The organism is Streptomyces marokkonensis, from assembly GCF_008312835.1.
Lineage (GTDB): Bacteria > Actinomycetota > Actinomycetes > Streptomycetales > Streptomycetaceae > Streptomyces > Streptomyces marokkonensis_A.
This window is the reverse complement of sequence record NZ_VSKS01000029.1, coordinates 14,832-34,339: the sequence shown is the minus strand read 5'-3', so window position 1 is coordinate 34,339 and position 19,508 is coordinate 14,832. Positions and strand designations below refer to the sequence as shown.

The following is a 19,508-nucleotide window of genomic DNA, read 5'->3' as shown; positions in this document are numbered from 1 at the left end:
GACCCCGCGGCCCGGTGACATGCCGCACAGGCGTTATGTCCGGTACTACCTGGAATAGTGAGAACAGGGTAGAAAGCAAATCGGACATTTAACGCAATGCTTTGATCGATCAGCCTGAAATGGGGGTTTTGCCTCGTAAGAGGGCTCTGTCAAGAGACGTGCATCTCAGGCCGTAAGTACGACGTTACGTCGTAGATCACACCTTTGCGGCTTTCTGGACGGACGGGTTACCACTGAATGGCCACCGCGGCGCGGTCCTGTGCGCCGGGTGGTTTTCCTCTGTCCCCTTCCTGATGAGGTTGAGATGTCCCAGCGCGTCACGTCCCGTTCCTCCCGTACGTCCCTGATCCGCACCCGCGCGGCCGTGCTGGCCGCCGGCCTGGGGGCCTCGGTCGCACTGGGGGCCGGGGTCGCGGCCGCCGTCGACACCACGGCCGCATCCGGCGCCGCCGGTGCCGTTCAGGCGCAGGCCGCCGCCCAGGCCGAGGCCGCGAAGGCGCAGGCCGCCGCGCAGGCCGAGGCCGCGCAGGCCAAGGCCGCCAAGGCCGTCGAGGCGAAGAAGGCCGCGGCCGCGAAGGCCGTCCAGGCGAAGAAGGCGGCCAAGCAGGCGGCCGCGAAGAAGCAGGCGTCCTGGGTCTCCCCGGTGAAGAGCTACAAGCTGTCCGCGAGCTTCGCCCAGAACGGCGGCATGTGGGCCTCCAAGCACTCCGGCCAGGACTACGCCGTCCCCACCGGCACCCCGGTCCTCGCCACCCACGGCGGCACCGTCGTCAAGGCCGGCGGCAACGGCGCCGGCGACGGCCCCGCCTACGGCAACGCCGTCGTGATCAAGCACGGCAACAAGACGTACTCCCAGTACGCCCACCTGTCCTCGGTCAACGTGAAGGTCGGCCAGATCGTCAAGACCGGCCAGAAGATCGCCCTGTCCGGCAACACCGGCAACTCCAGCGGACCCCACCTGCACTTCGAGATCCGCACCACCCCGAACTACGGCTCCGCCGTCGACCCGGCGAAGTTCCTGCGCGTCAACGGCGTCAACCTCTGACCCGGACGACACCCCGGGCGCGCGACAGTGCCTAACCGCCCCCGGAACCCCGGTGGGCCTGGGTGATCAGATCGGTGGCGACCTCGAGGACGGCCTTGCGCTTCTCCTCGGGGTCGCTTTCCACGTCCTGCAGGACGTGCATCCCCGCGTGCATGGTGAACAGGGCGCTGACGCAGCGCACCTGGTCGACCAGATCGGCGTCCGGGTCCATGAGGATGTCCCGCAGCCCGAGCATGCGGGTCTTGAACATCTCGCCGATGCGCAGCTCGCGGATCGTCGCCTGGTTCTCCTGCATGAAGCGGAACAGCGGGGCGGCGCCCGTCAGGGCCTCGCTGTAGCGGCGGATGATCTCCTGCTTGGTCTCCAGCGAGTGCGGCTGCTGCCGCCCCCACTCGATCAGCTCCTCGATCGGCCGCGAGAGGTCCTCGAAGATGCTGACGAGGATCTCTTCCTTGGTCTTGAAGTGGTAGTAGAGCGCCGCCTTGGTGACGTCCAGGCACTCGGCGATCTCGCGCAGCGAGGTCTTCTCGTAGCCCTGCTCGGCGAAGAGTTCGAGCGCCACGTCCTGGATGCGCTGGCGGGTGTTCCCGCGGCGCCGCTTTCTGGTGCCGTCCATGGTGCCGCCCATCCTCCTACTCGACCCGTCTTGGCAAAAACTTACTTGACGACCGGCTAGCTGCGCGACTAGCTTCCCTGGGCAGGAAACTAGCCGGGCGGCAAGTAAGTAGCGGTGGCCACACCACGGTGGCCGGGGGAGTGAGAACCGATGGCGGACACAGTAACGGCGGAGATCGCCGAGAAGGACGGCGGCAAACAGCCGCGCAGTGTGCGGGTGGTCCTGCTCGCACTCATGATCGCGATGATGCTGGCCATGCTCGACAACATGATCATCGGTACGGCGATGCCCACGATCGTGGGCGAGCTGGGCGGCCTGGAGCACCTGTCCTGGGTGGTCACCTCCTACACCCTCGCGACCGCTGCCTCCACTCCGGTCTGGGGCAAGCTCGGCGACATGTACGGGCGCAAGGCCACGTTCATGACGTCCATCGTGATCTTCCTGATCGGCTCCGCGCTCAGCGGCATGGCGCAGAACATGGGCGAGCTGATCGGCTTCCGCGCGGTGCAGGGCCTGGGCGCCGGCGGTCTGATGGTCGGCGTCATGGCGATCATCGGCGACCTCATCCCGCCCCGCGAGCGCGGCAAGTACCAGGGCATGATGGCCGCCGTCATGGCGCTGGCGATGATCGGCGGGCCCCTGGTCGGCGGCACCATCACCGACAACTGGGGCTGGCGCTGGGCCTTCTACATCAACCTGCCGCTCGGCGCGGTGGCACTGGCCGCCGTGGGCGTCGTCCTGCATCTGCCGAAGAAGCGCGCCGAGGCCGGCATCGACTACCTCGGGGTCGTCCTGCTGACCGTCGGCATCACCGCCGTCGTGCTGGTCACCACTTGGGGCGGTACGGAGTACGCCTGGACCTCCGCGCGGATCATGGAGCTGATCGGTCTCGGTGTCGCCTCGCTCGTCGGTTTCGTGTTCTGGCAGACCCGGGCCGCCGAACCGGTGCTCCCGCTGCACATCTTCCGCAGCCGTAACTTCACGCTGATGTCCGTGATCGGCTTCATCACCGGCTTCGTGATGTTCGGCGCCACGCTCTTCCTGCCGCTGTACCAGCAGGCCGTGCAGGGCGCCTCCGCCACCAACTCCGGTCTGCTGCTCCTGCCCATGCTCGGCGCGATGCTGGTCACCTCGATGGTCGCGGGCCGGGTGACCACCAGCACCGGCCGGTACAAGGTCTTCCCGGTCCTCGGCAGCGCGCTGATGATCGTCGGCCTGTACCTGCTGTCCACGATGGACACCGGCACCTCCCGCTTCACCTCCGGAGTCTTCATGGCCGTGGTCGGTCTCGGCATGGGCTGCCTGATGCAGATCACCATGCTGGTCGCGCAGAACAGCGTGGAGATGAAGGACATGGGTGTGGCGTCCTCGTCCGCCACCCTCTTCCGCACCCTCGGCTCGTCCTTCGGCGTCGCGGTCATGGGCGCGCTGTTCAACGGCCGCGTCCAGGACGTCATGGCCGAGAAGGCCGGTGCGCCGGGCTCCCAGGTGACCGAGGGGTCCGCCCAGCTGGACGCGGAGAGCCTGGCGAAGCTGCCGGACGCGGCACGCGAGGCCTACCAGTACGCGGTGTCCTCGGGCACGCACTCGGCGTTCCTCCTGGGTGCCGTGATCGCGGTGGTCTCGCTGGTGGCGGCCGTGTTCGTGAAGGAGGTCCCGCTGAAGGGCTGAGGCCCGGGCAGGAAGGACACCGGCGACGGCGCCCCGGCGGCCGCGGCGGTGACCGACTCCGTCCGAGGCCTCCCCCGAGCGGCAGGGAGAACAGCCCTGCCGAGCGGCAGGACGAGCGGCACGAAGACCCCCGGCGGCGCCCACGCCCCCGGGGGTCCTTCCGTACGCCCAGGCCCGGACCCGACTTGATGTCAGAGCCCCGTGCCACCATCGAAGGCATGGACAAGGCGCGCCAGTTGCGGCTGGCCAAGGACGCGATGGACCGGGACTGGGCCGACCCGGACCTCGACCTGTCCGCGATCGCCGCGCACGCCGGCTACTCGCGCTACCACTTCCTGCGCGCCTTCAAGGAGACGTACGGCGAGACCCCGGGCCAGTACCTCACCCACCGCCGGATCGAGCGTGCCGAGGACCTGCTGCGCACCGCCAACCTGTCGGTGACGGAGATCTGCCACCTGGTCGGCTTCAGCAGCCTGGGCACCTTCTCGGCGCGGTTCAAGACCTGGACCGGCCTCACCCCGAGCGAGTACCGCGTCAAGCATGTGGGCCGCGGCGCCGCCCTGATACCCGGCTGCTACGCCATGCTCTGGGCCGGCGGCTTCAGACCCGGGCCCGGCTCGGCGGGCGCACGGCGCAATTCCGGAGAAGCGGACTGACTCCGCCGCCGCCTACGGTGGCAGGGCAGTGCGGAAACGGCCGCGAACAGGGAGTACGTCATGATCAAGGGTCTCGCCATCTCCACCGTCTGGGTCCTCGACCAGGACCGGGCGAAGGAGTTCTACACGGAGAAACTGGGTCTGGAGGTCCGCACGGACATGACGATGGGCGAGGGCGGCATGCGCTGGCTCACCGTGGGCGCACCCGACCAGCCCGACGTGGAGCTGACGCTGATGGTCCCCGGCTCGGGCACGGACCCCGAGTCCGCCGAGATGATCAGGAAGCTGGTGGCCAAGGGCGCACTCGGCGCGGGCGTCCTGACCACCGACGACATCCACGGCGACTACGCCAAGCTCAAGGACCGCGGGGTGGAGTTCATCCAGGAACCGCAGGAGCGCCCGTACGGCATCGAGGCGCTGTTCCGCGACGACTCGGGCAACTGGTTCTCCTTCACCCAGCACCGCGAGGGCGGTCTCGACCTGGACCAGGCCTGGTCCTCCTGAGGCGCCCCCGCTACGTCAGTACGGGATAGCTCCCGGTGTTCGTCGGCGCGTGCTCCGGCAGCCACAGCACGGCGACCGCGCCCTCGGCCGGCACGCCGTCCGGCGCCCCCGCGGGTCGTACGTTGCGGAAGGTGAGCCGCGCGCCAAGCACCCGGGCCTGACCGGCCGCGATGGTCAGGCCCAGGCCGTGACCGCGGCCGGCCCGGTCGGCGCTGCCGGTGCGGAAGCGGCTCGGTCCCTCGGCGAGCAGTGCCTCGGGGAAGCCGGGCCCGTGGTCCCGGACCCGGATGACCCGGCCCTCGACGGTGACCTCGAGGGGCGGCCTGCCGTGCCGGGCGGCGTTGGCGAGCAGGTTGAACAGCACCCGCTCCAGACGCCGCGGGTCGGTGGTGACCTCCGACTCGTGCACCACGTGCACCGTGGCGTCCGGCTCCTTCGCCGCGACCCGCCGGGCCACGAACTCCCCCAGCAGGATGTCCTGCAGCTCGGCCCGTTCGGAGGCGCTGTCCAGCCGGGCCACCTCCAGGACGTCCTCCACGAGGGTGCGCATCGCCTTGGCCCGGTCCAGCACCAGCTCCGTCGGCCGGCCCGGCGGCAGCAGCTCGGCCGCGGTGAGCAGGCCGGTCACCGGCGTGCGCAGCTCGTGCGCGATGTCGGCGGTGACCCGGCGCTCGGCCTCCAGCCGCTGCCGCAGCGCGTCCGCCATGGCGTCCACCGCGCTGGCCAGATCGTCGGTCTCGTCCCGCACCACGCCGCCGATGGCCTCCCGCACCCGGACGTCCGTCTCGCCCTTGGCGACCCGGTTGGCGGCGCTGGCAGCCTTGCGCAGCCGCCGCGACAGATGCCCGCCGATGAGCACCCCGAGCGCGCTGCCGCCCAGCACGACCGCGATGGAACCGATCACCAGGGCCTGGTCGAGGTCCGTGAGAATGTCCGAGCTGCGGTCGGTGAAACCGGAGTGCAGGGACATCACGTGCCCGTTCTTCAGCGGCACGGCCGCCCAGATGTCGGGCGCCCCGCTCCGGTCGGTCACATAGGTCGCCCGCCGCCCCGCCTCGGCCTTCTCCCGCAGTTCCTTCGGCAGCCGAGGATCGTCGATCTTGGTGTTGGGGAAGTTCAGCCGCCCGGACATCTCGTAGTTGCGCTGGGCGATCATGATGCGCTCGTCGGCCAGGTCGCGCGCGTTGTCCAGCATCGACACCCGCGCCGCGTTGTGCACCACCAGGCTGAGCACGACCGCCACCAGTGCCCCGACCAGCGCGATGGCCGCACTGAGCTTCCACCTCAGACCCGCCCCGATGCCCGCCCGGTCGACGCACGCCGCCACCAGGCGCCGGAAGTACCCCCGCATCCGCTCGCTCAGGCCTTCAACTTGTAGCCGAAGCCGCGGACCGTCTCGATACGGTCCTGGCCGATCTTCGTACGCAGCCGCTGCACATGGACGTCCACGACCCGGGTGTCACCGCCCCAGCCGTACTCCCACACCCGTTCGAGCAGCTTGTCGCGGGAGAGCACGGTGCCCGGCGCCGCGGAGAACTCCAGCAGCAGCCGCATCTCGGTCGGCGTCAGCGCCACCGGCTGCCCGGCCCTGCGCACCTCCATGCCCTCCGTGTCGATCTCCAGCTCGCCGAAGGCCAACAGGCCCCCGTCGTCCGGGGCGTCCTGCTCCTCCCGGCCGCTGCCCGCCCGGCCGAAGCGCCGCAGCACCGCGCGGATACGGGCCACCAGGACGGCCCCGTCGAACGGCTTGGTCACATAGTCGTCGGCGCCCGCCTCCAGGCCCAGCACCACGTCGATGGCGTCGGCCCGCGCGGACAGCATGATCACCGGGACCATCGACTCGTCCCGGATGCGCCGGCACAGGCTGACCCCGTCGAGCCCGGGCACCATGACGTCGAGGAGGGCGATGTCCGGCCGGTCGGCCCGGAACGCCTCCAGGCCCGACAGCCCGTCGGGCCTCGCGGTGACCGCGAAGCCGTCCCGCTCCAGGGCGAGCTGGGTGGCCTCGCGGATGACGTCGTCGTCCTCGACGAACAGGACGTGGGTCTGTTCTGCCATCCCGGTGCTCTCTGTCCTCGTGTGATCTCGGATCGGTGTACGGACGCGGTCCTCCCGGTCCGCCCGGTGCGTTCTCCTCGCCCCACCGGACGGACGCGTGAGCGGCGTGCGGGGTTCATCCCTTCATCGGACTGGGTGATCCCGCCGGTTCACGCCGTGAGCCACGTCTCAGCTGTCGGGCATCGGCGGCGGCTCTGCGCCGGCCACCTGCCCGTAGTCGTTGTACGTGTGGTACTCCTCGTCGAACCGGTCCGAGGCCCAGCGGTACGTGATCACATGCTCGCCGGACGGATTCGACACCGGGTCGTCGCGGTCGTACACCTGCTTGGTCACCACCAGGTCCCCGCGGTCGATCTCCGCGTACACCGGGGGCTCCTCGGCGGTGAACGCGTTCACATACGCACCGCCCTGGTCGCGGTACACGTACGAGCCGACGCCCACGGGGTCCCCGCAGGTCAGCACGTTGACGACGACGTCGTCGACGGTTCCTCCGGTGAGGTTCCCGTAGCTCACGTCGACGGGGTACTCGTCGGCGACGCACGGTTTGAGCTCCCGCTTGACCTCCGCCGAGACCGCCGGGTCCGCCTTGACCAACCGGACCGCGTCCACCCGGTCGGGGGTCCGTGCGGGCGAGGCCGACGGCGCGGCCGCGCTCGCCACGGAGTCCGCGTGCGCCGGGCCCTCGTCCCGGGCTCCGGTGCCGCCCGTGCCGCAACCGCCGGTGAACAGCACGACAGCGGCGAGCGCGGCCGTCGCCGCGATCGCCGCCCGGGCGGTGGACCGGGTCCGTGCGGACCCCGGGCCGGTCAGGCCGCGCAACGCTCCCGCTCCTCACGCTCCAGCGCGCGTGCGTCCAGATCGCGCGCCTCCAGCTCCTCGCGGAGCCGGGCGAGCGCCCGGTGCAGCGTGCTCTTGACCGTTCCGGCCGACATACCGAGGGCGGCGGCCGTCTCGTCCGTGGACATCTGCTCCCAGTGTCGCAGCACGACCACACTGCGCTGCTTCGGGGCGAGCACCTTCAGGACGTCCATCAGCAGGGCCCGGTCCGCGTGCTGCTCGGTGGAGTCGTCCACACACGACTCCGGGAGCTGCTCGGTGGGCACCTCCTCCAGCTTGCGGGCCCGCCACCACTCCGTGCGCGTATTGATCATCACGCGGCGCAGATAGGCGTCGGCCAGCCGCTTGTCCTCGATGGTCTCCCAGCGGCCGTACGTCCGGGCGAGCGCGGTCTGCAGCAGGTCCTGCGCGTCCACGGGGTCCGGGACCAGGCGGCGGGCGCTGCGCAACAGCGCGTCCTGCCGGGTGCGGACGTACTCCTCGAACTCGAGCACCTCGCCCTGCGCCATGGTGAACCGCCTTCCGCTCCCCGTTCCGGCCCGCCCCTGCGGGCCGGTCGCACTGCCTGTGTTCCTTGGCCGTCGTGCCCTTGCCGAGCACGTGATCGAAGGTACGGAGGCGTTGTCACGGCACTGTCCGAGGCAGCTTGCGGGCAGCCCTCGGCTGTCCGTCGGTTGTGTAACGGAAGGAGGAAGGGGGTAAAGCGGTTGCCTGATCGAGATGGTTATACGCTGGTACGCCCGGTTGCGCGGAGGGGGCGGCAGTGGACCGGTGTGGCTCGATTCAGGTCAGCGGCAGCCGGTACAGACCGCCCGGCAGCGGCTCCACCAACCCGTCGGCGACCAGACCGTCCAGCGCGCGGGCACGCTGCACCGGCTCGTGCCACACCCGGTCCAGGGCGGTCTGCGGCACCGGCCCGTGCGCCTCCCGCAGCACGGCCAGCAGCCGCCCACGGACCTGCCGGTCCGTGCCCGCGTACGTCTGACCGCGGCGCGGCGGACCCTCGTGGGCCGGCTTGCCCGCCAGCCGCCAGGCGCACTGGGCGGCGATCGGGCAGCGCTGGCACGACTCGTTCTTCGCCGTGCACACCAGCGCGCCCAGCTCCATGGAGGCGGCGGCCCACCGCGCGGCGGTCGAGGCGTCCTCCGGCAGCAGGGCCCGGGCGAGCCGGCGCTCGGCGGCGGTGGTGGCGTTCGGCGGGTACTGCGTACCGGTGACCGCGCGGGCGAACACCCGGCGGACGTTGGTGTCCAGCACCGCGTGACGCTGTCCGTAGGCGAACGACGCCACGGCGGCGGCCGTGTACTCGCCGATGCCGGGCAGCGCCAGCAGCTGGGCGTGGTCCGCCGGGACGTCACCGCCGTGCCGTTCCGTTATGGCGACCGCGGCGCCGTGCAGCCGCAGCGCGCGGCGCGGGTAGCCGAGCCGGCCCCAGGCGCGGACGGCCTCGCCGGGCGCCTCCGCGGCGAGGTCGGCGGGGCGCGGCCAGCGGGCCAGCCACTGCTCGTAGACGGGCAGGACCCGGTTCACCGGGGTCTGCTGGAGCATGAACTCACTGACCATCACCCCCCATGCACCGGCCTCCGGGCGCCGCCACGGCAGGTCCCGGGCGTGCTCGTCGAACCAGTCGATGACGGGGGAGTGCAGCGGCTCACCGGGAGCGCGCTCGGACGCGGAATCGGCGGCGTCGCCGTACGGGGGCTTCGTGGGAGCAGTCATGACACACCGATCCTGCCACGCCGGGCCCCGCCTCCGGGGGGAGCGCCACGGCCCGGCGGGCGCGGGGGACCCGTAAGGCGCCGCCGGTCACATCGGATCCCGGCGCAGGCGGCCCCGTCCGCCGTGCCGCGTCCGCCGTCCGCGCCCTTCACCCGGGCCCGGCGCCGTGTCGCCGCCGGTATCGGTGCCGCCGCCTGTGCGGGCGTCGGGCATCGGCTGGTACGCGTACACCGAGCGGCACTCGGTGCTGGAACCGGCCGCGTACGCCGGGCTGCGCCCGGGCACACCGGTCGAGGAGGTCGCGCGGGTGCTGCCGGACCGGCACATCCAGGACCCGCCGTCGGACCGCGCGCCCGCGCCGCCCGAGGGCACCGACTGCCGTTACTGCCGCGCGAGCGGTGAGCTGTTCGTCGCCGTCGGCCACGTCCGGCTGTGCTTCGACGGCGCGGGCCGCCTCGCCGCCGAGAACGTGAGCCCGCGCGTCGGTCCGCCCGGCGAAGGCCGGGAGGAGTACGAGAAGTACGAGGAGTTCGCACGATGATCCGGGTCCTGCCGGCCGACGACGAGGCGAGGGTGCGGAGGCCGAGGCACCCGCGATCGTGGCGTGGTTGATCGGGAACGACCAGTCGCCGTGCGGCGGGCACTCCGCGAGGGACGGGGCGGCACCTGCGACCGCACGGCACGGACGTTCCTCCGCCACAAGGGACTTGAGCATCTCGCTGCACACATACGCCACGGCCGTGACCAGAGGCGCAAGGGCCGCGATCGCGAACGCCCGGGTGTGCGCACGCCGGGCCCGCCACCAGCCGGCCACGAACAGCGCGACGAAGACCAGCAGTCCCGCTTCCGTCCCGATCTCGGCCGTGTGCCGCACCCACGCCGGGGTGTCCCGTGCGTAGCCGGTGATGTCGCGGCAGAGCCCGCTGTCCACGAAGCCATGGTCACGGACCGTAGGTGAGACGCCGGAACGGTCACACCCCGCGATCGTCGGGTGCCGCACCCGACGAACGTCAGGGGTCACAGGGCGGTTTCCGGGATGATGATCCTGAAAAGTTGTTGCTCTGAGCGGCGGGTGGGACCGGCGAACGCGTCGATCTCTCGTAAGGTTTGCGCCGTGGGATCTCTGCGCAATCCGGTCGGGCCGCTTCCCTCCTCCATCTACTGGCGAAGGAGGGCCGTACTGCTGTCCGTACTGGCCCTGTTGGCGTTGTTGATCACCTGGGTCGTCGTCTCCGGCGGCGGGGGTGGCAACGGCGGTGACAACGGGGCCAACGGCAAGAATCCCGCGCCGTCCATCACGCCGGGGCCGTCGAGTTCGGGACCCGCGATCAGTCAGGCGCCGGGTGGGCGGGACGAGTCGGGGGACGGAGGAACCGACTCGGGCGGGTCCGGCGGTTCCGGTGGATCGTCGTCCGGCGCGGGTGACGACGGCGCAGGCGGCGACCCCGCGGACTCCGGTGGCGCCGGCGGCGCGGGAGGCAGCGCCGGTGGCGGTTCCGAGGGCGGTACGTCGGCCGGGGTCGGCGCGGGGGACGCGTTGCCGGCCGGGTCCGGGTCGGGGCTGCCCAACTGCACCGCGAAAGCGGTGAAGTTCAGCCTGCGCAGTGCCCGCAACGCCTACGAGCCGGGGCAGACGCCGACGTTCCTGCTGACCGCGCGGAACACCTCGGGCAGTGACTGCAGGATCGATCTCGGGCCGGAGAGCGCGGTGTTGACGGTGACCGAGGCGAGCGGTGACGACGCGTTCTGGGCGTCGGACGACTGTCCGAAGGGGGCCCGGAGCCTGGTGTTCCGGGTGCCGGCGGAGGACGGCATCACCTACACGGTGAAGTGGGACCGCAAGGCGAGCGCGCCGGAGTGCGCGACGCCGAAGGCGGGGGCGGCGAAGCCGGGGACGTACCTGGTGGAGGCGAAGGCACCGGGATTCGAGAAGGTCCGGACGTCGTTCGTGCTGGAGGCGGACTGACCCGCCCGCGGGCAGTCGTGCCTCCCCCGGTGCGGGCACCCCGCGAGCACCGGCAGCCGGGGCACACCCCGGCCGACACCGGCGACCGGAAGCCGGGGGTGCTACACGTACCGCTCGAGGATCGAGCTCTCCGCCAGCCTCGACAGGCCCTCGCGCACGCTCCGCGCCCGCGCCTCGCCGACGCCGTCCACCGTCTGCAGATCGTCCACGCTGGCGGCCAGCAGCTTCTGCAGGCCGCCGAAGTGCTCCACCAGGCGGTCGATGATCGCGCCGGGCAGCCTCGGCACCTTGGCCAGCAGACGGAAGCCGCGGGGCGACACCGCCGAGTCCAGGGTCTCGGGGGAACCGGTGTAGCCGAGGGCGCGTGCCACGGTCGACAGCTCCAGCAGCTCCGCGTGGGTGAGCACGTTCAGCTCGTGGAGGGCCTCGTCGACCGTGCGGGAGCGCTTGGCGGTGGGCTCGGGCACGTAGTCCCGCACGACCAGTTCGCGCTCCGGCTCCACGCCCGCGATCAACTCGTCGAGCTGGAGGGCGAGGAGACGCCCGTCGGTGCCCAGTTCCACCACGTACTCGGCGATTTCGGTGGCGATGCGGCGCACCATCTCCAGCCGCTGCGCGACCGCCGAGACGTCCCGGACGGTCACCAGGTCCTCGATCTCCAGCGCCGACAGCGTGCCGGCCACCTCGTCGAGGCGGAGCTTGTAGCGCTCCAGGGTGGCCAGGGCCTGGTTGGCACGGGACAGGATCGCCGCCGAGTCCTCCAGGACGCGGCGGTGGCCGTCGACGTACAGCGCGATCAGGCGCATCGACTGCGACACCGAGACCACGGGGAAGCCGACCTGCTTGGAGACGCGGTCGGCGGTGCGGTGCCGGGTGCCGGTCTCCTCGGTGGGGATGGTGGGATCCGGCACGAGCTGGACGCCCGCCCGCAGGATCTTGGACAGGTCGGACGACAGGACGATGCCGCCGTCCAGCTTGCACAGTTCGCGCAGCCGGGTCGCGGTGAACTCGACGTCCAGCACGAAGCCGCCGCTGCACAGCGTCTCGACCGTCTTGTCGAAGCCGAGCACGATGAGCCCGCCGGTGTTGCCGCGGAGCACGCGCTCCAGGCCGTCACGCAGGCTGGTGCCCGGTGCCACGGCGCTCAGCGAGGCGCGCATCAGGCCCTCGGAACCGGCACTCCCACCGGACTTTCCGGGAGCCGCTGCCCGGTCGTTGGCTGCCACTGCACTCCTCCGGTCGCAGGTTCTGGGCGCCCCCGTTTCGCGCACTCGGTTCGTACGGACGGGCGAGACCTGGGCAAAGTCTACCGGCGGTCCTCCTCGTCCCGTGGGGCCTCTCGGCGACGGGAGCGCGGGAGGACGCGCAGCGCGTCCCCTATGTCCGCGACTTCCAGCACCTTCATGCCCGGCGGGACCTTGCCCGGATCGCCCGGGACCAGGGCGTGCGTGAAGCCCAGGCGGTGCGCCTCGGAGAGCCTGCGCTGGACGCCCGTGACCCGTCTCACCTCGCCGGCGAGGCCGACCTCGCCGATCGCGACCAGGTTCTTCGGCAGCGGGGTGTCGCTCGCCGCCGACGCCAGCGCCAGCGCGACGGCCAGGTCGGCCGCCGGTTCGGAGAGCTTCACCCCGCCGACCGTCGCGGAGTAAATGTCCCGTTTGCCCAAGGCGCTGATGCGACCGCGCTGTTCCAGCACCGCCAGCATCATCGACACCCGTGACGTCTCCAGACCGGACGTGGTGCGCCGGGGGGAGGGGATCTGCGAGTCGACCGTGAGCGCCTGCACTTCGGCGACCAGGGGGCGGCGGCCCTCCAGGGTGACGGTCAGACAGGTGCCCGGGACCGGTTCGGCACGGCGGGTCAGGAAAAGCCCGCTGGGGTCAGCGAGGCCCGTGATGCCCTCGTCGTGCAGTTCGAAGCAGCCCACCTCGTCCGTGGTGCCGTAGCGGTTCTTCACCCCGCGCACCAGGCGCAGCCGCGCGTGCCGGTCGCCCTCGAAGTGCAGGACGACGTCCACCAGGTGCTCCAGCAGGCGCGGACCGGCGATCGCGCCGTCCTTGGTGACGTGTCCCACAAGGAGGGTGGACATCCCGCGCTCCTTGGAGGCCCGGATCAGCGCGCCCGCCACCTCGCGGACCTGGGCCATGCCGCCCGGGGCGCCGTCGATCTCCGGGGACGCCACCGTCTGCACCGAGTCCATGATCAGCAGCGACGGCTTCACCGCGTCCAAGTGGCCGAGCACGGCGGCCAGATCCGTCTCGGCGGCCAGGTACAGGTGGTCGTCGATGGCGTGGATGCGGTCGGCGCGCAGCCGGACCTGGCTCGCCGACTCCTCGCCCGTGACATAGAGCGTGCGGTGCTCCTCGCTCGCCGACTTGGCCGCGACGTCCAGCAGCAGCGTCGACTTGCCCACGCCCGGCTCACCCGCCACGAGCACCACCGCACCGGGCACGAGCCCGCCGCCGAGCACCCGGTCCAGCTCGGGCACGCCGGTGGAACGGGCGGTGGCCTGACGGCCGTCCACCTGGCCGATGGGCAGGGCGGAGGTGGTGACCCGCCCGGGCGCCGTCGTGCGGACCGCGGGCGTGCCGTACTCCTCGACCGTCCCCCAGGCCTGGCACTCGGGGCAGCGGCCGAGCCACTTGGCCGTCTGCCAGCCGCACTCGGTGCAGCGGTAGGACGGGCGGTCCTTGGTGGTCTTCGTACGGGCAGCCATGCGGAAAAGGTAGCGGCAGGCTCTGACAACGGGCCGTCCACGCCCTCGTGCCGCCGTCCGGAACGGCCCGGCTCGCGGGTGGTGAAAGGTTCCTGTCCCCTATTGAGGGATCGTTTCACCCGTACGGATTAAAAGTGCGCAGGGCTCCGGGAGGGGCCGCCCCGGGCCGCCTACGGTCGCCGAATGACGAGCAGCGGCCCGGAAACCTCGACCCGCACGACCGGAGCACGCCGGGCGCACCGGGAAGTGCGCGACCGCGCGGCCGCGCGCACCCTGGCCCAGCGTCCGCCCACCCGCTACGAAGCCCACCTGGACGGCCTGTTCACCTACTGCCTGTCCGCGCTGTGCGACCACGACGCGGCGACCTCCGCCCTGGCCGACGTCCTGGCGCTCGCGGAGCGCAGCGGGCGGCACGTCCCGGACGAACTCGGGAGCCGCAGGGCCTGGCTGTACGCGCTGGCCCGCTGGGTGTGTCTGCGCACCCTGGCGGAGGCCAAGCAGAAGCACCGGGCCGGCCACGCCGTGGGCCGCGCCGGACGGCGGCGGGCGGCCGGGACGGCCACCGCCCCTGCCGTCTCCGAGGAGGTCCAGGAGCAGCGCCGCCGGGAACTGGCCGAACTCGCCTGGCCGGAGGCCGCCGGGACCACCCCGGAGCAGCGCGAGGCACTCGAACTCGCCGTGCGCCACCACCTCGCCGCCCACGAGGTCGCCTCCGTGCTCGGCATGGAGCCGTCCGCCGCGCGTGAGCTGCTCGCCACCGCGGCCTGCGAGGTGGAGCGCACCCGCGCGGCGCTCGCCGTCGTCGAGACCGGCGCCTGCCCCGGCGTGGCGCATCTCACCGGCGACCGGCGTCTCGTGCTCGGCACGACCCTGCGCCGCGAACTCGTCCGGCACGTCGACGACTGCCCGCGCTGCCGCCGCACCGCCGAACGGGCGGTTCCGGGCCGCTGGCCCGGCTCCAGCGTCACCCCGGACGCGCTGCCCGTCCTGCCGGCGCCGGGCGCGGCCCTGCACGCCGCCATGGCGCACCATCCACGCGCGCGCGGCGCCGCGCCCCGCTTCGACCGGCGCGGCTTCCCCGTGGACCCGAAGGACCGTGTCGCCCGCCGGGACCGGCTGCGCGCGCGTGCCGTCACGACGACCGTCGTCGCCACCGTCGTCGCGGCGCCCGTGCTCGCGCTGTGGGCCGCCTACCGGGGCACCCCCGTCGGCGAGGCCCAGGACGGCCGTGCGGCCTCCGCGCGGGAGGACGGCGGCATCGTCGACCTCGACGGCGAGGAGGCGGGCGCCGGCTACCAGAACACCGGCAACGCCGCCACCCGCCCCGGCCTCCGCTTCGACGAGGACGGCGAGGCGGACGTGTCCGTGGAGGTCGTCGGTGTCCCCGGCGCGGGGGACGAGGGCGCCGCCGCGTTGGCCGTCACGGCCGGCCACAGCGGTGACACCACGCTGGTCACCCTGACCGCCGGCGGTTCCGGGCCGGTCCGCTGGTCGGCCTCGACGGGAGCGCCCTGGCTCTATCTGAGCCAGGCGTCGGGGACGCTGGGCCCCGGGGAGTCGGTGACGATCAGGGTGTACGTCGACCAGCTGCGCGAGCCGTCCGGCCACTGGCGCGCGACCGTGGCGGTCTCCCCCTCCGCCTCCGTCGTCACCATCGACGGTTACGGCACCGCCCCGTCCGCCCCCGGCGGAGGCCCGCCCTCCGGCCACCCCGGCGGTCCGGGCACCGCGCACCCCGGCACTCCGAGCGACCCTCCCGCGTCGTCGCCCGCCCCGGAGCCGGCTCCCGCGACACCGGCGCCCTCCGAGCCCACGCCGAGCGACCCGCCGGGCTCACCGGCCCCGGAGCCCACGACCGGCGGCCCCACCCCCACCGGGCCGACGCCCGGCGAGCCGGTGGCGACCGGCTCGGGCACGGCGGAGCCGGGGGACTCGTCGCCCCCGGCCGACAGCACCGCCCCGAGCCCGGCCGCGCCGTAGTCCGCGACGGGTGCCGGGCATTCCGGTGCCGGGCGTCCGGCTGCCGGACATCCGGATGCCGGGCGTCCGTGCGTCAGGCGTACGGACGCCGGGCGTCCGTGCGTCAGGCGTCCTGTCGTCCGGCGGGATCCGCCGGATGGGGCGCCAGCAGCGGCAGCTGGGAGGCCAGCCGTTCCTCGCACAGCTCGACCAGACGGTCGTAGCCCGCCTTGCCCATCAGCTCGGTCAGCTCCGCGCGGTAGGAGACGTACACCGGGTCCCCTGCGCCGTGCGCCGAGGTGGCCGAGGTGCACCACCAGTGCAGGTCGTGGCCGCCCGGGCCCCAGCCGCGACGGTCGTACTCACCGATCGACACCTGCAGCACGCGTGTGTCGTCCGGGCGGTCGATCCACTCGTAGGTCCGCCGGACGGGCAGTTGCCAGCACACGTCCGGCTTGGTCTCCAGCGGCTCGCGGCCCTCCTTGAGGGCGAGGATGTGCAGCGAGCAGCCCATGCCGCCGGCGAACCCCGGCCGGTTCTGGAAGATGCACGAGCCCTGGAACGGGCGGGTCTGACGGTCGCCGTCCTCGTCCTCGGAGACCCAGCCGCCCCGCTTGCCCTCGTCGTGGTGCTGCCAGATGTCCGGAGTGAGCCTCGCCACATGTCCGGCGACCCGCTTCTCGTCGTCCTCGTCCGAGAAGTGGGCACCCAGAGTGCAGCACCCGTCGTCCGCGCGGCCGGCCTGGATGCCCTGGCAGCCGCTGCCGAAGATGCAGTTCCAGCGAGAGGTCAGCCATGTCAGGTCGCAGCGGAAGACCTGCTCGTCGTCCGCCGGATCAGGAAATTCCACCCATGCGCGGGCGAAGTCGAGGCCCTTCTCGTCGTCCACCGGCGCCTTCCCCGGCGTCTGCGGTGCTGTCACCCGCGAAGAACGCGCGGCCAGTCCGGCCTTCTTGTCCTTCTTGGCCTTCTTGTCCGTCTTTTCGTCCTTCGCCTTTTTCGTCTTTGGCACCCGTCCAGGGTAAGTCGCCCGCACCCCGTCCGGGACCGGCCCGCCGCCGCAGACAGGGCACGACACGGCGCTGCGGGCAGTAGCGTTCCGTACATGAGACTCGGTGTCCTCGACGTGGGTTCGAACACGGTGCACTTGCTGGTGGTGGACGCGCACCCCGGCGCGTGCCCGCTGCCCGCGCACTCTCACAAGGCCGAACTGCGCCTCGCCCAGCTCCTCGACGACGGCGGGGCCATCGGCCCCGACGGGGTGGACAGACTGATCGCGGTCGTCCACGAGGCGCTCCAGGCCGCCGAGGACAAGGGCGTCGAGGAGCTGCTGCCGTTCGCGACCTCGGCGGTGCGCGAGGCGGGCAACGCCGACGACGTGCTCGCGCGGGTGCGCGAGGAGACCGGGGTCGAGCTCCGGGTGCTCAGCGGTGAGGAGGAGGCCCGCCTCACCTTCCTCGCCGCCCGCCGCTGGTACGGCTGGTCGGCCGGGAAACTGCTCGTCATCGACATCGGCGGCGGATCCCTGGAGATCGCCTACGGCCTCGACGAGGAGCCCGACACCGCGGTGTCGCTGCCGCTCGGCGCCGGCCGCCTCACCGCCGGCTGGCTGCCCGGCGACCCGCCCGAGCCGGAGGACGTCCGCGCGCTGCGCCGCCATGTGCGCACCGAGATCGCCCGCACCGTCGGGGACTTCATCCGCCTCGGCGCCCCCGACCACGTGGTGGCCACCTCCAAGACCTTCAAGCAGCTCGCCCGGCTGGCCGGCGCCGCCCGCTCCGCCGAGGGCCTGTACGTCCAGCGCGAGCTGAAACGGGAGTCGCTGGAGGCCTGGGTGCCGAGGCTCGCCGCCATGACCGCCGCCGAGCGCGCCGAGCTCCCCGGAGTCTCCGAGGCCCGCGCGGGCCAGCTGCTCGCCGGGGCCCTGGTCGCGGAGGGCGCGATGGACCTGTTCGGCGTGGAGCGCCTGGAGATCTGCCCCTGGGCCCTGCGGGAGGGCGTCATCCTCCGCCGCCTGGACCACATGGGCCAGGGATAGGGCCTCCGGAGGGCCCGCGGCCGTGCCGGTGCGCGGCCCCCGCCGCGCGGGCGCGGGGGCCGCGCGGGACCCCGCACCCGCCTATGGCAATCACCACAACGGCCAACGGGCACCCCGCACCGACCCGACCGCACCCCGTAACCTGAGGCTCGTGTCAGAAGCAAGGGACGTAGTCCGCATCCCGGATGCGAAGGTCGCCCTGTCGACGGCCTCCGTCTACCCGGAGTCGACGGCGACGGCCTTCGAGATCGCCGCGCGCCTCGGGTACGACGGCGTCGAGGTCATGGTGTGGACCGATCCGGTCAGCCAGGACATCGAGGCACTGCGCAGACTCAGCGACTACCACCGCATCCCCGTCCTGGCCGTTCACGCGCCCTGCCTGCTCATCACGCAGCGCGTGTGGTCCACCGACCCCTGGACCAAGCTCCAGCGGGCCCGGGCCGCCGCCGAGAAGCTCGGCGCGGGGACGGTCGTCGTCCATCCCCCCTTCCGCTGGCAGCGGCAGTACGCGCGTGACTTCGTGGACGGCATCTGGCGGATGGCGAACGAGACGGACGTGCGGTTCGCCGTCGAGAACATGTACCCCTGGCGCTACCGCGACCGCGAGATGCTGGCGTACGCCCCCGACTGGGACGTCACCAAAGAGGACTACCGCCACTTCACGATCGACCTCAGCCACGCCTCGACCGCGCGCACCGACACCCTGCAGATGATCGACCGCATGGGCGACCGCCTCGGCCACGTCCACCTCGCCGACGGCAAGGGCTCCGCCAAGGACGAGCACCTGGTGCCGGGCCGCGGCGACCAGCCCTGCGCCGAGGTGCTGGAGCGCCTCGCGTCGAGCGGTTTCGACGGCCATGTCGTCATCGAGGTCAACACCCGCCGGGCCATGTCGAGCGCGGAGCGCGAGGCCGATCTGGCCGAGGCGCTGGCGTTCGCCCGCCTGCACCTGGCCTCCTCCCGGATCCGGGTGCCCCGGCGGTGACCGGCATCGCCGCGAGCGACGGCCCGGGCGCCTCCGCGCGGGGGGACGGCACCACCCGGCGCCGCGGCCGTCCTCCTGGTACGGAATCGGCCGGCACCCGGGACCGCATCCTCGACGCGGCCCGGGAGGAGTTCTCCGCACGGGGGTACGAGAAGACGTCCGTCCGGGGGATCGCCAAGTCGGCCGGGGTCGACTCCGCGCTGGTGCACCACTACTTCGGCACCAAGGAGCAGGTGTTCGAGGCCGCCGTCGAGGTCGCCTTCGCACCGGCGTTCACCGCGCGGGACACGGTTCTCGAAGGGCCGCTCGACGAGGTGGGCGAGCGGATGACCCGCATGATCATCGGACTCTGGGAGAGCCCCGTCACGCGGGCCCCGCTGCTCGCGATCGTCCGCTCCGCCGTGAACAACGAGACCGCGGCCGGGGTCTTCCGCCGCCTGATCGCCGGCCAGCTGCTGCGCCGTATCGCCGGACGGCTCGACCTCCCGGACGCGGAACTGCGCGCCGAGCTGGCCGCGGCCCAGCTGGTCGGCATCGCGATGGTCCGGTACGTGATCAAGGTGGAGCCGCTGGCCTCGGCCGATGCCGAGCAGATCATCAGACGGGTGGCCCCGGTGGTGCAGGGACACCTGACCGGCCGCTGACAACACCCCTCCGGGGGCGCGCGGACCCCGGCGTGCGCGAGACATTCGTCCCGCATTCCGGACACCTCGTCCCACCCTCTGAATGACCGGCGTA

Annotated in this window: 18 protein-coding genes and 2 pseudogenes; 10 read left to right on the top strand and 10 right to left on the bottom strand. The window is 72.4% G+C overall.

Features of this window, described 5'->3' with window-relative positions; translation table 11 throughout:
• Positions 1-304: 304 nt before the first annotated feature.
• Positions 305-1,045: a M23 family metallopeptidase gene (locus F1615_RS32965; RefSeq protein WP_149552714.1), complete on the top strand. Its 741-nt coding sequence runs from the start codon at positions 305-307 to the stop codon at positions 1,043-1,045.
• Between the two features lie 31 nt (positions 1,046-1,076).
• On the opposite strand, the gene F1615_RS32960 is transcribed toward F1615_RS32965, so the two are convergent.
• The gene (locus F1615_RS32960) at positions 1,077-1,673 is read right to left on the bottom strand and encodes a TetR/AcrR family transcriptional regulator (RefSeq protein ID WP_208818466.1); all 597 of its coding nucleotides are present in this window, start codon (positions 1,671-1,673) and stop codon (positions 1,077-1,079) included.
• A gap of 138 nt (positions 1,674-1,811) precedes the next feature.
• On the opposite strand from F1615_RS32960, the pseudogene F1615_RS32955 reads away from it, so the two are divergent.
• The 3 genes and pseudogenes from F1615_RS32955 to F1615_RS32945 form a co-directional block, all read left to right on the top strand.
• Positions 1,812-3,329 (top strand): annotated as a pseudogene (locus F1615_RS32955) (MDR family MFS transporter); the annotation flags it as partial.
• A 221-nt stretch (positions 3,330-3,550) separates the two neighbouring features.
• Positions 3,551-3,988, top strand: a complete 438-nt coding sequence (locus F1615_RS32950) for a helix-turn-helix transcriptional regulator (RefSeq protein WP_149552711.1) — start codon at positions 3,551-3,553, stop codon at positions 3,986-3,988.
• 60 nt (positions 3,989-4,048) lie between these two features.
• Positions 4,049-4,492: a VOC family protein gene (locus F1615_RS32945; protein WP_149552710.1), complete on the top strand. Its 444-nt coding sequence runs from the start codon at positions 4,049-4,051 to the stop codon at positions 4,490-4,492.
• A gap of 10 nt (positions 4,493-4,502) precedes the next feature.
• Here the strand turns inward: F1615_RS32945 and cseC are convergent, their stop codons facing one another.
• The 5 genes from cseC to F1615_RS32920 form a co-directional block, all read right to left on the bottom strand.
• Positions 4,503-5,843, bottom strand: a complete 1,341-nt coding sequence (cseC, locus tag F1615_RS32940; RefSeq protein ID WP_149552709.1) for a two-component system sensor histidine kinase CseC — start codon at positions 5,841-5,843, stop codon at positions 4,503-4,505.
• 8 nt (positions 5,844-5,851) lie between these two features.
• Positions 5,852-6,550 (bottom strand): two-component system response regulator CseB, encoded by a 699-nt coding sequence (cseB, locus tag F1615_RS32935; RefSeq protein WP_149552708.1) that lies wholly within the window; start codon positions 6,548-6,550, stop codon positions 5,852-5,854.
• 168 nt (positions 6,551-6,718) lie between these two features.
• Positions 6,719-7,369 carry a hypothetical protein gene (locus F1615_RS32930; protein ID WP_167533926.1) on the bottom strand — a complete coding sequence of 217 codons (651 nt, stop codon included), beginning with the start codon at positions 7,367-7,369 and terminating at the stop codon, positions 6,719-6,721.
• Positions 7,357-7,896 carry a SigE family RNA polymerase sigma factor gene (locus tag F1615_RS32925; protein WP_037939834.1) on the bottom strand — a complete coding sequence of 180 codons (540 nt, stop codon included), beginning with the start codon at positions 7,894-7,896 and terminating at the stop codon, positions 7,357-7,359. The genes F1615_RS32930 and F1615_RS32925 overlap by 13 nt, the downstream gene beginning before the upstream one ends.
• Positions 7,897-8,170: 274 nt before the next feature.
• On the bottom strand, positions 8,171-9,106 hold the full coding sequence (locus tag F1615_RS32920; RefSeq protein WP_149552707.1) for an A/G-specific adenine glycosylase: 936 nt from the start codon (positions 9,104-9,106) through the stop codon (positions 8,171-8,173).
• A gap of 196 nt (positions 9,107-9,302) precedes the next feature.
• On the opposite strand from F1615_RS32920, the gene F1615_RS32915 reads away from it, so the two are divergent.
• Positions 9,303-9,647: a hypothetical protein gene (locus tag F1615_RS32915; RefSeq protein ID WP_244328934.1), complete on the top strand. Its 345-nt coding sequence runs from the start codon at positions 9,303-9,305 to the stop codon at positions 9,645-9,647.
• A 39-nt stretch (positions 9,648-9,686) separates the two neighbouring features.
• Here the strand turns inward: F1615_RS32915 and F1615_RS36635 are convergent.
• Positions 9,687-10,045 (bottom strand): annotated as a pseudogene (locus F1615_RS36635) (phosphatase PAP2 family protein); the annotation flags it as partial.
• A 175-nt stretch (positions 10,046-10,220) separates the two neighbouring features.
• On the opposite strand from F1615_RS36635, the gene F1615_RS32905 reads away from it, so the two are divergent.
• Complete coding sequence (locus F1615_RS32905) at positions 10,221-11,072, top strand: hypothetical protein (protein ID WP_149552706.1); 852 nt, start codon at positions 10,221-10,223, stop codon at positions 11,070-11,072.
• Positions 11,073-11,173: 101 nt separating this feature from the next.
• Here the strand turns inward: F1615_RS32905 and disA are convergent, their stop codons facing one another.
• Complete coding sequence (gene disA / locus F1615_RS32900; protein ID WP_103542999.1) at positions 11,174-12,298, bottom strand: DNA integrity scanning diadenylate cyclase DisA; 1,125 nt, start codon at positions 12,296-12,298, stop codon at positions 11,174-11,176.
• Positions 12,299-12,378: 80 nt separating this feature from the next.
• Positions 12,379-13,788, bottom strand: a complete 1,410-nt coding sequence (radA, locus tag F1615_RS32895) for a DNA repair protein RadA (RefSeq protein WP_149552705.1) — start codon at positions 13,786-13,788, stop codon at positions 12,379-12,381.
• 183 nt (positions 13,789-13,971) lie between these two features.
• On the opposite strand from radA, the gene F1615_RS32890 reads away from it, so the two are divergent.
• Positions 13,972-15,768 carry a BACON domain-containing protein gene (locus F1615_RS32890; RefSeq protein ID WP_149552704.1) on the top strand — a complete coding sequence of 599 codons (1,797 nt, stop codon included), beginning with the start codon at positions 13,972-13,974 and terminating at the stop codon, positions 15,766-15,768.
• Positions 15,769-15,871: 103 nt separating this feature from the next.
• On the opposite strand, the gene F1615_RS32885 is transcribed toward F1615_RS32890, so the two are convergent.
• Positions 15,872-16,759 (bottom strand): hypothetical protein, encoded by an 888-nt coding sequence (locus F1615_RS32885; protein WP_149552703.1) that lies wholly within the window; start codon positions 16,757-16,759, stop codon positions 15,872-15,874.
• A 93-nt stretch (positions 16,760-16,852) separates the two neighbouring features.
• Between F1615_RS32885 and F1615_RS32880 the strand changes: the two genes are divergently transcribed.
• From F1615_RS32880 to F1615_RS32870, 3 genes are all read left to right on the top strand, one after another.
• Positions 16,853-17,785 carry a Ppx/GppA phosphatase family protein gene (locus F1615_RS32880; protein WP_149552702.1) on the top strand — a complete coding sequence of 311 codons (933 nt, stop codon included), beginning with the start codon at positions 16,853-16,855 and terminating at the stop codon, positions 17,783-17,785.
• A gap of 151 nt (positions 17,786-17,936) precedes the next feature.
• Entirely contained in the window at positions 17,937-18,770 is an 834-nt protein-coding gene (locus F1615_RS32875) for a sugar phosphate isomerase/epimerase family protein (RefSeq protein WP_149552701.1), read from the top strand.
• Positions 18,767-19,414: a TetR/AcrR family transcriptional regulator gene (locus F1615_RS32870; protein ID WP_149552700.1), complete on the top strand. Its 648-nt coding sequence runs from the start codon at positions 18,767-18,769 to the stop codon at positions 19,412-19,414. Before F1615_RS32875 ends, F1615_RS32870 begins: the two co-directional genes overlap by 4 nt.
• The last annotated feature ends 94 nt before the right edge of the window (positions 19,415-19,508 follow it).

What these genes read in the sequence shown, in the direction of transcription:
- radA (WP_149552705.1), bottom strand. Translation starts at nt 13,788, where the DNA reads ATGGCTGCCCGTACGAAGACCACCAAGGACCGCCCGTCCTACCGCTGC.
- F1615_RS32890 (WP_149552704.1), top strand. Translation starts at nt 13,972, where the DNA reads ATGACGAGCAGCGGCCCGGAAACCTCGACCCGCACGACCGGAGCACGC.
- cseB (WP_149552708.1), bottom strand. Translation starts at nt 6,550, where the DNA reads ATGGCAGAACAGACCCACGTCCTGTTCGTCGAGGACGACGACGTCATC.
- F1615_RS32925 (WP_037939834.1), bottom strand. Translation starts at nt 7,896, where the DNA reads ATGGCGCAGGGCGAGGTGCTCGAGTTCGAGGAGTACGTCCGCACCCGG.
- cseC (WP_149552709.1), bottom strand. Translation starts at nt 5,843, where the DNA reads ATGCGGGGGTACTTCCGGCGCCTGGTGGCGGCGTGCGTCGACCGGGCG.
- F1615_RS32880 (WP_149552702.1), top strand. Translation starts at nt 16,853, where the DNA reads ATGAGACTCGGTGTCCTCGACGTGGGTTCGAACACGGTGCACTTGCTG.
- F1615_RS32945 (WP_149552710.1), top strand. Translation starts at nt 4,049, where the DNA reads ATGATCAAGGGTCTCGCCATCTCCACCGTCTGGGTCCTCGACCAGGAC.
- F1615_RS32920 (WP_149552707.1), bottom strand. Translation starts at nt 9,106, where the DNA reads ATGACTGCTCCCACGAAGCCCCCGTACGGCGACGCCGCCGATTCCGCG.
- F1615_RS32950 (WP_149552711.1), top strand. Translation starts at nt 3,551, where the DNA reads ATGGACAAGGCGCGCCAGTTGCGGCTGGCCAAGGACGCGATGGACCGG.
- F1615_RS32960 (WP_208818466.1), bottom strand. Translation starts at nt 1,673, where the DNA reads ATGGGCGGCACCATGGACGGCACCAGAAAGCGGCGCCGCGGGAACACC.
- F1615_RS32965 (WP_149552714.1), top strand. Translation starts at nt 305, where the DNA reads ATGTCCCAGCGCGTCACGTCCCGTTCCTCCCGTACGTCCCTGATCCGC.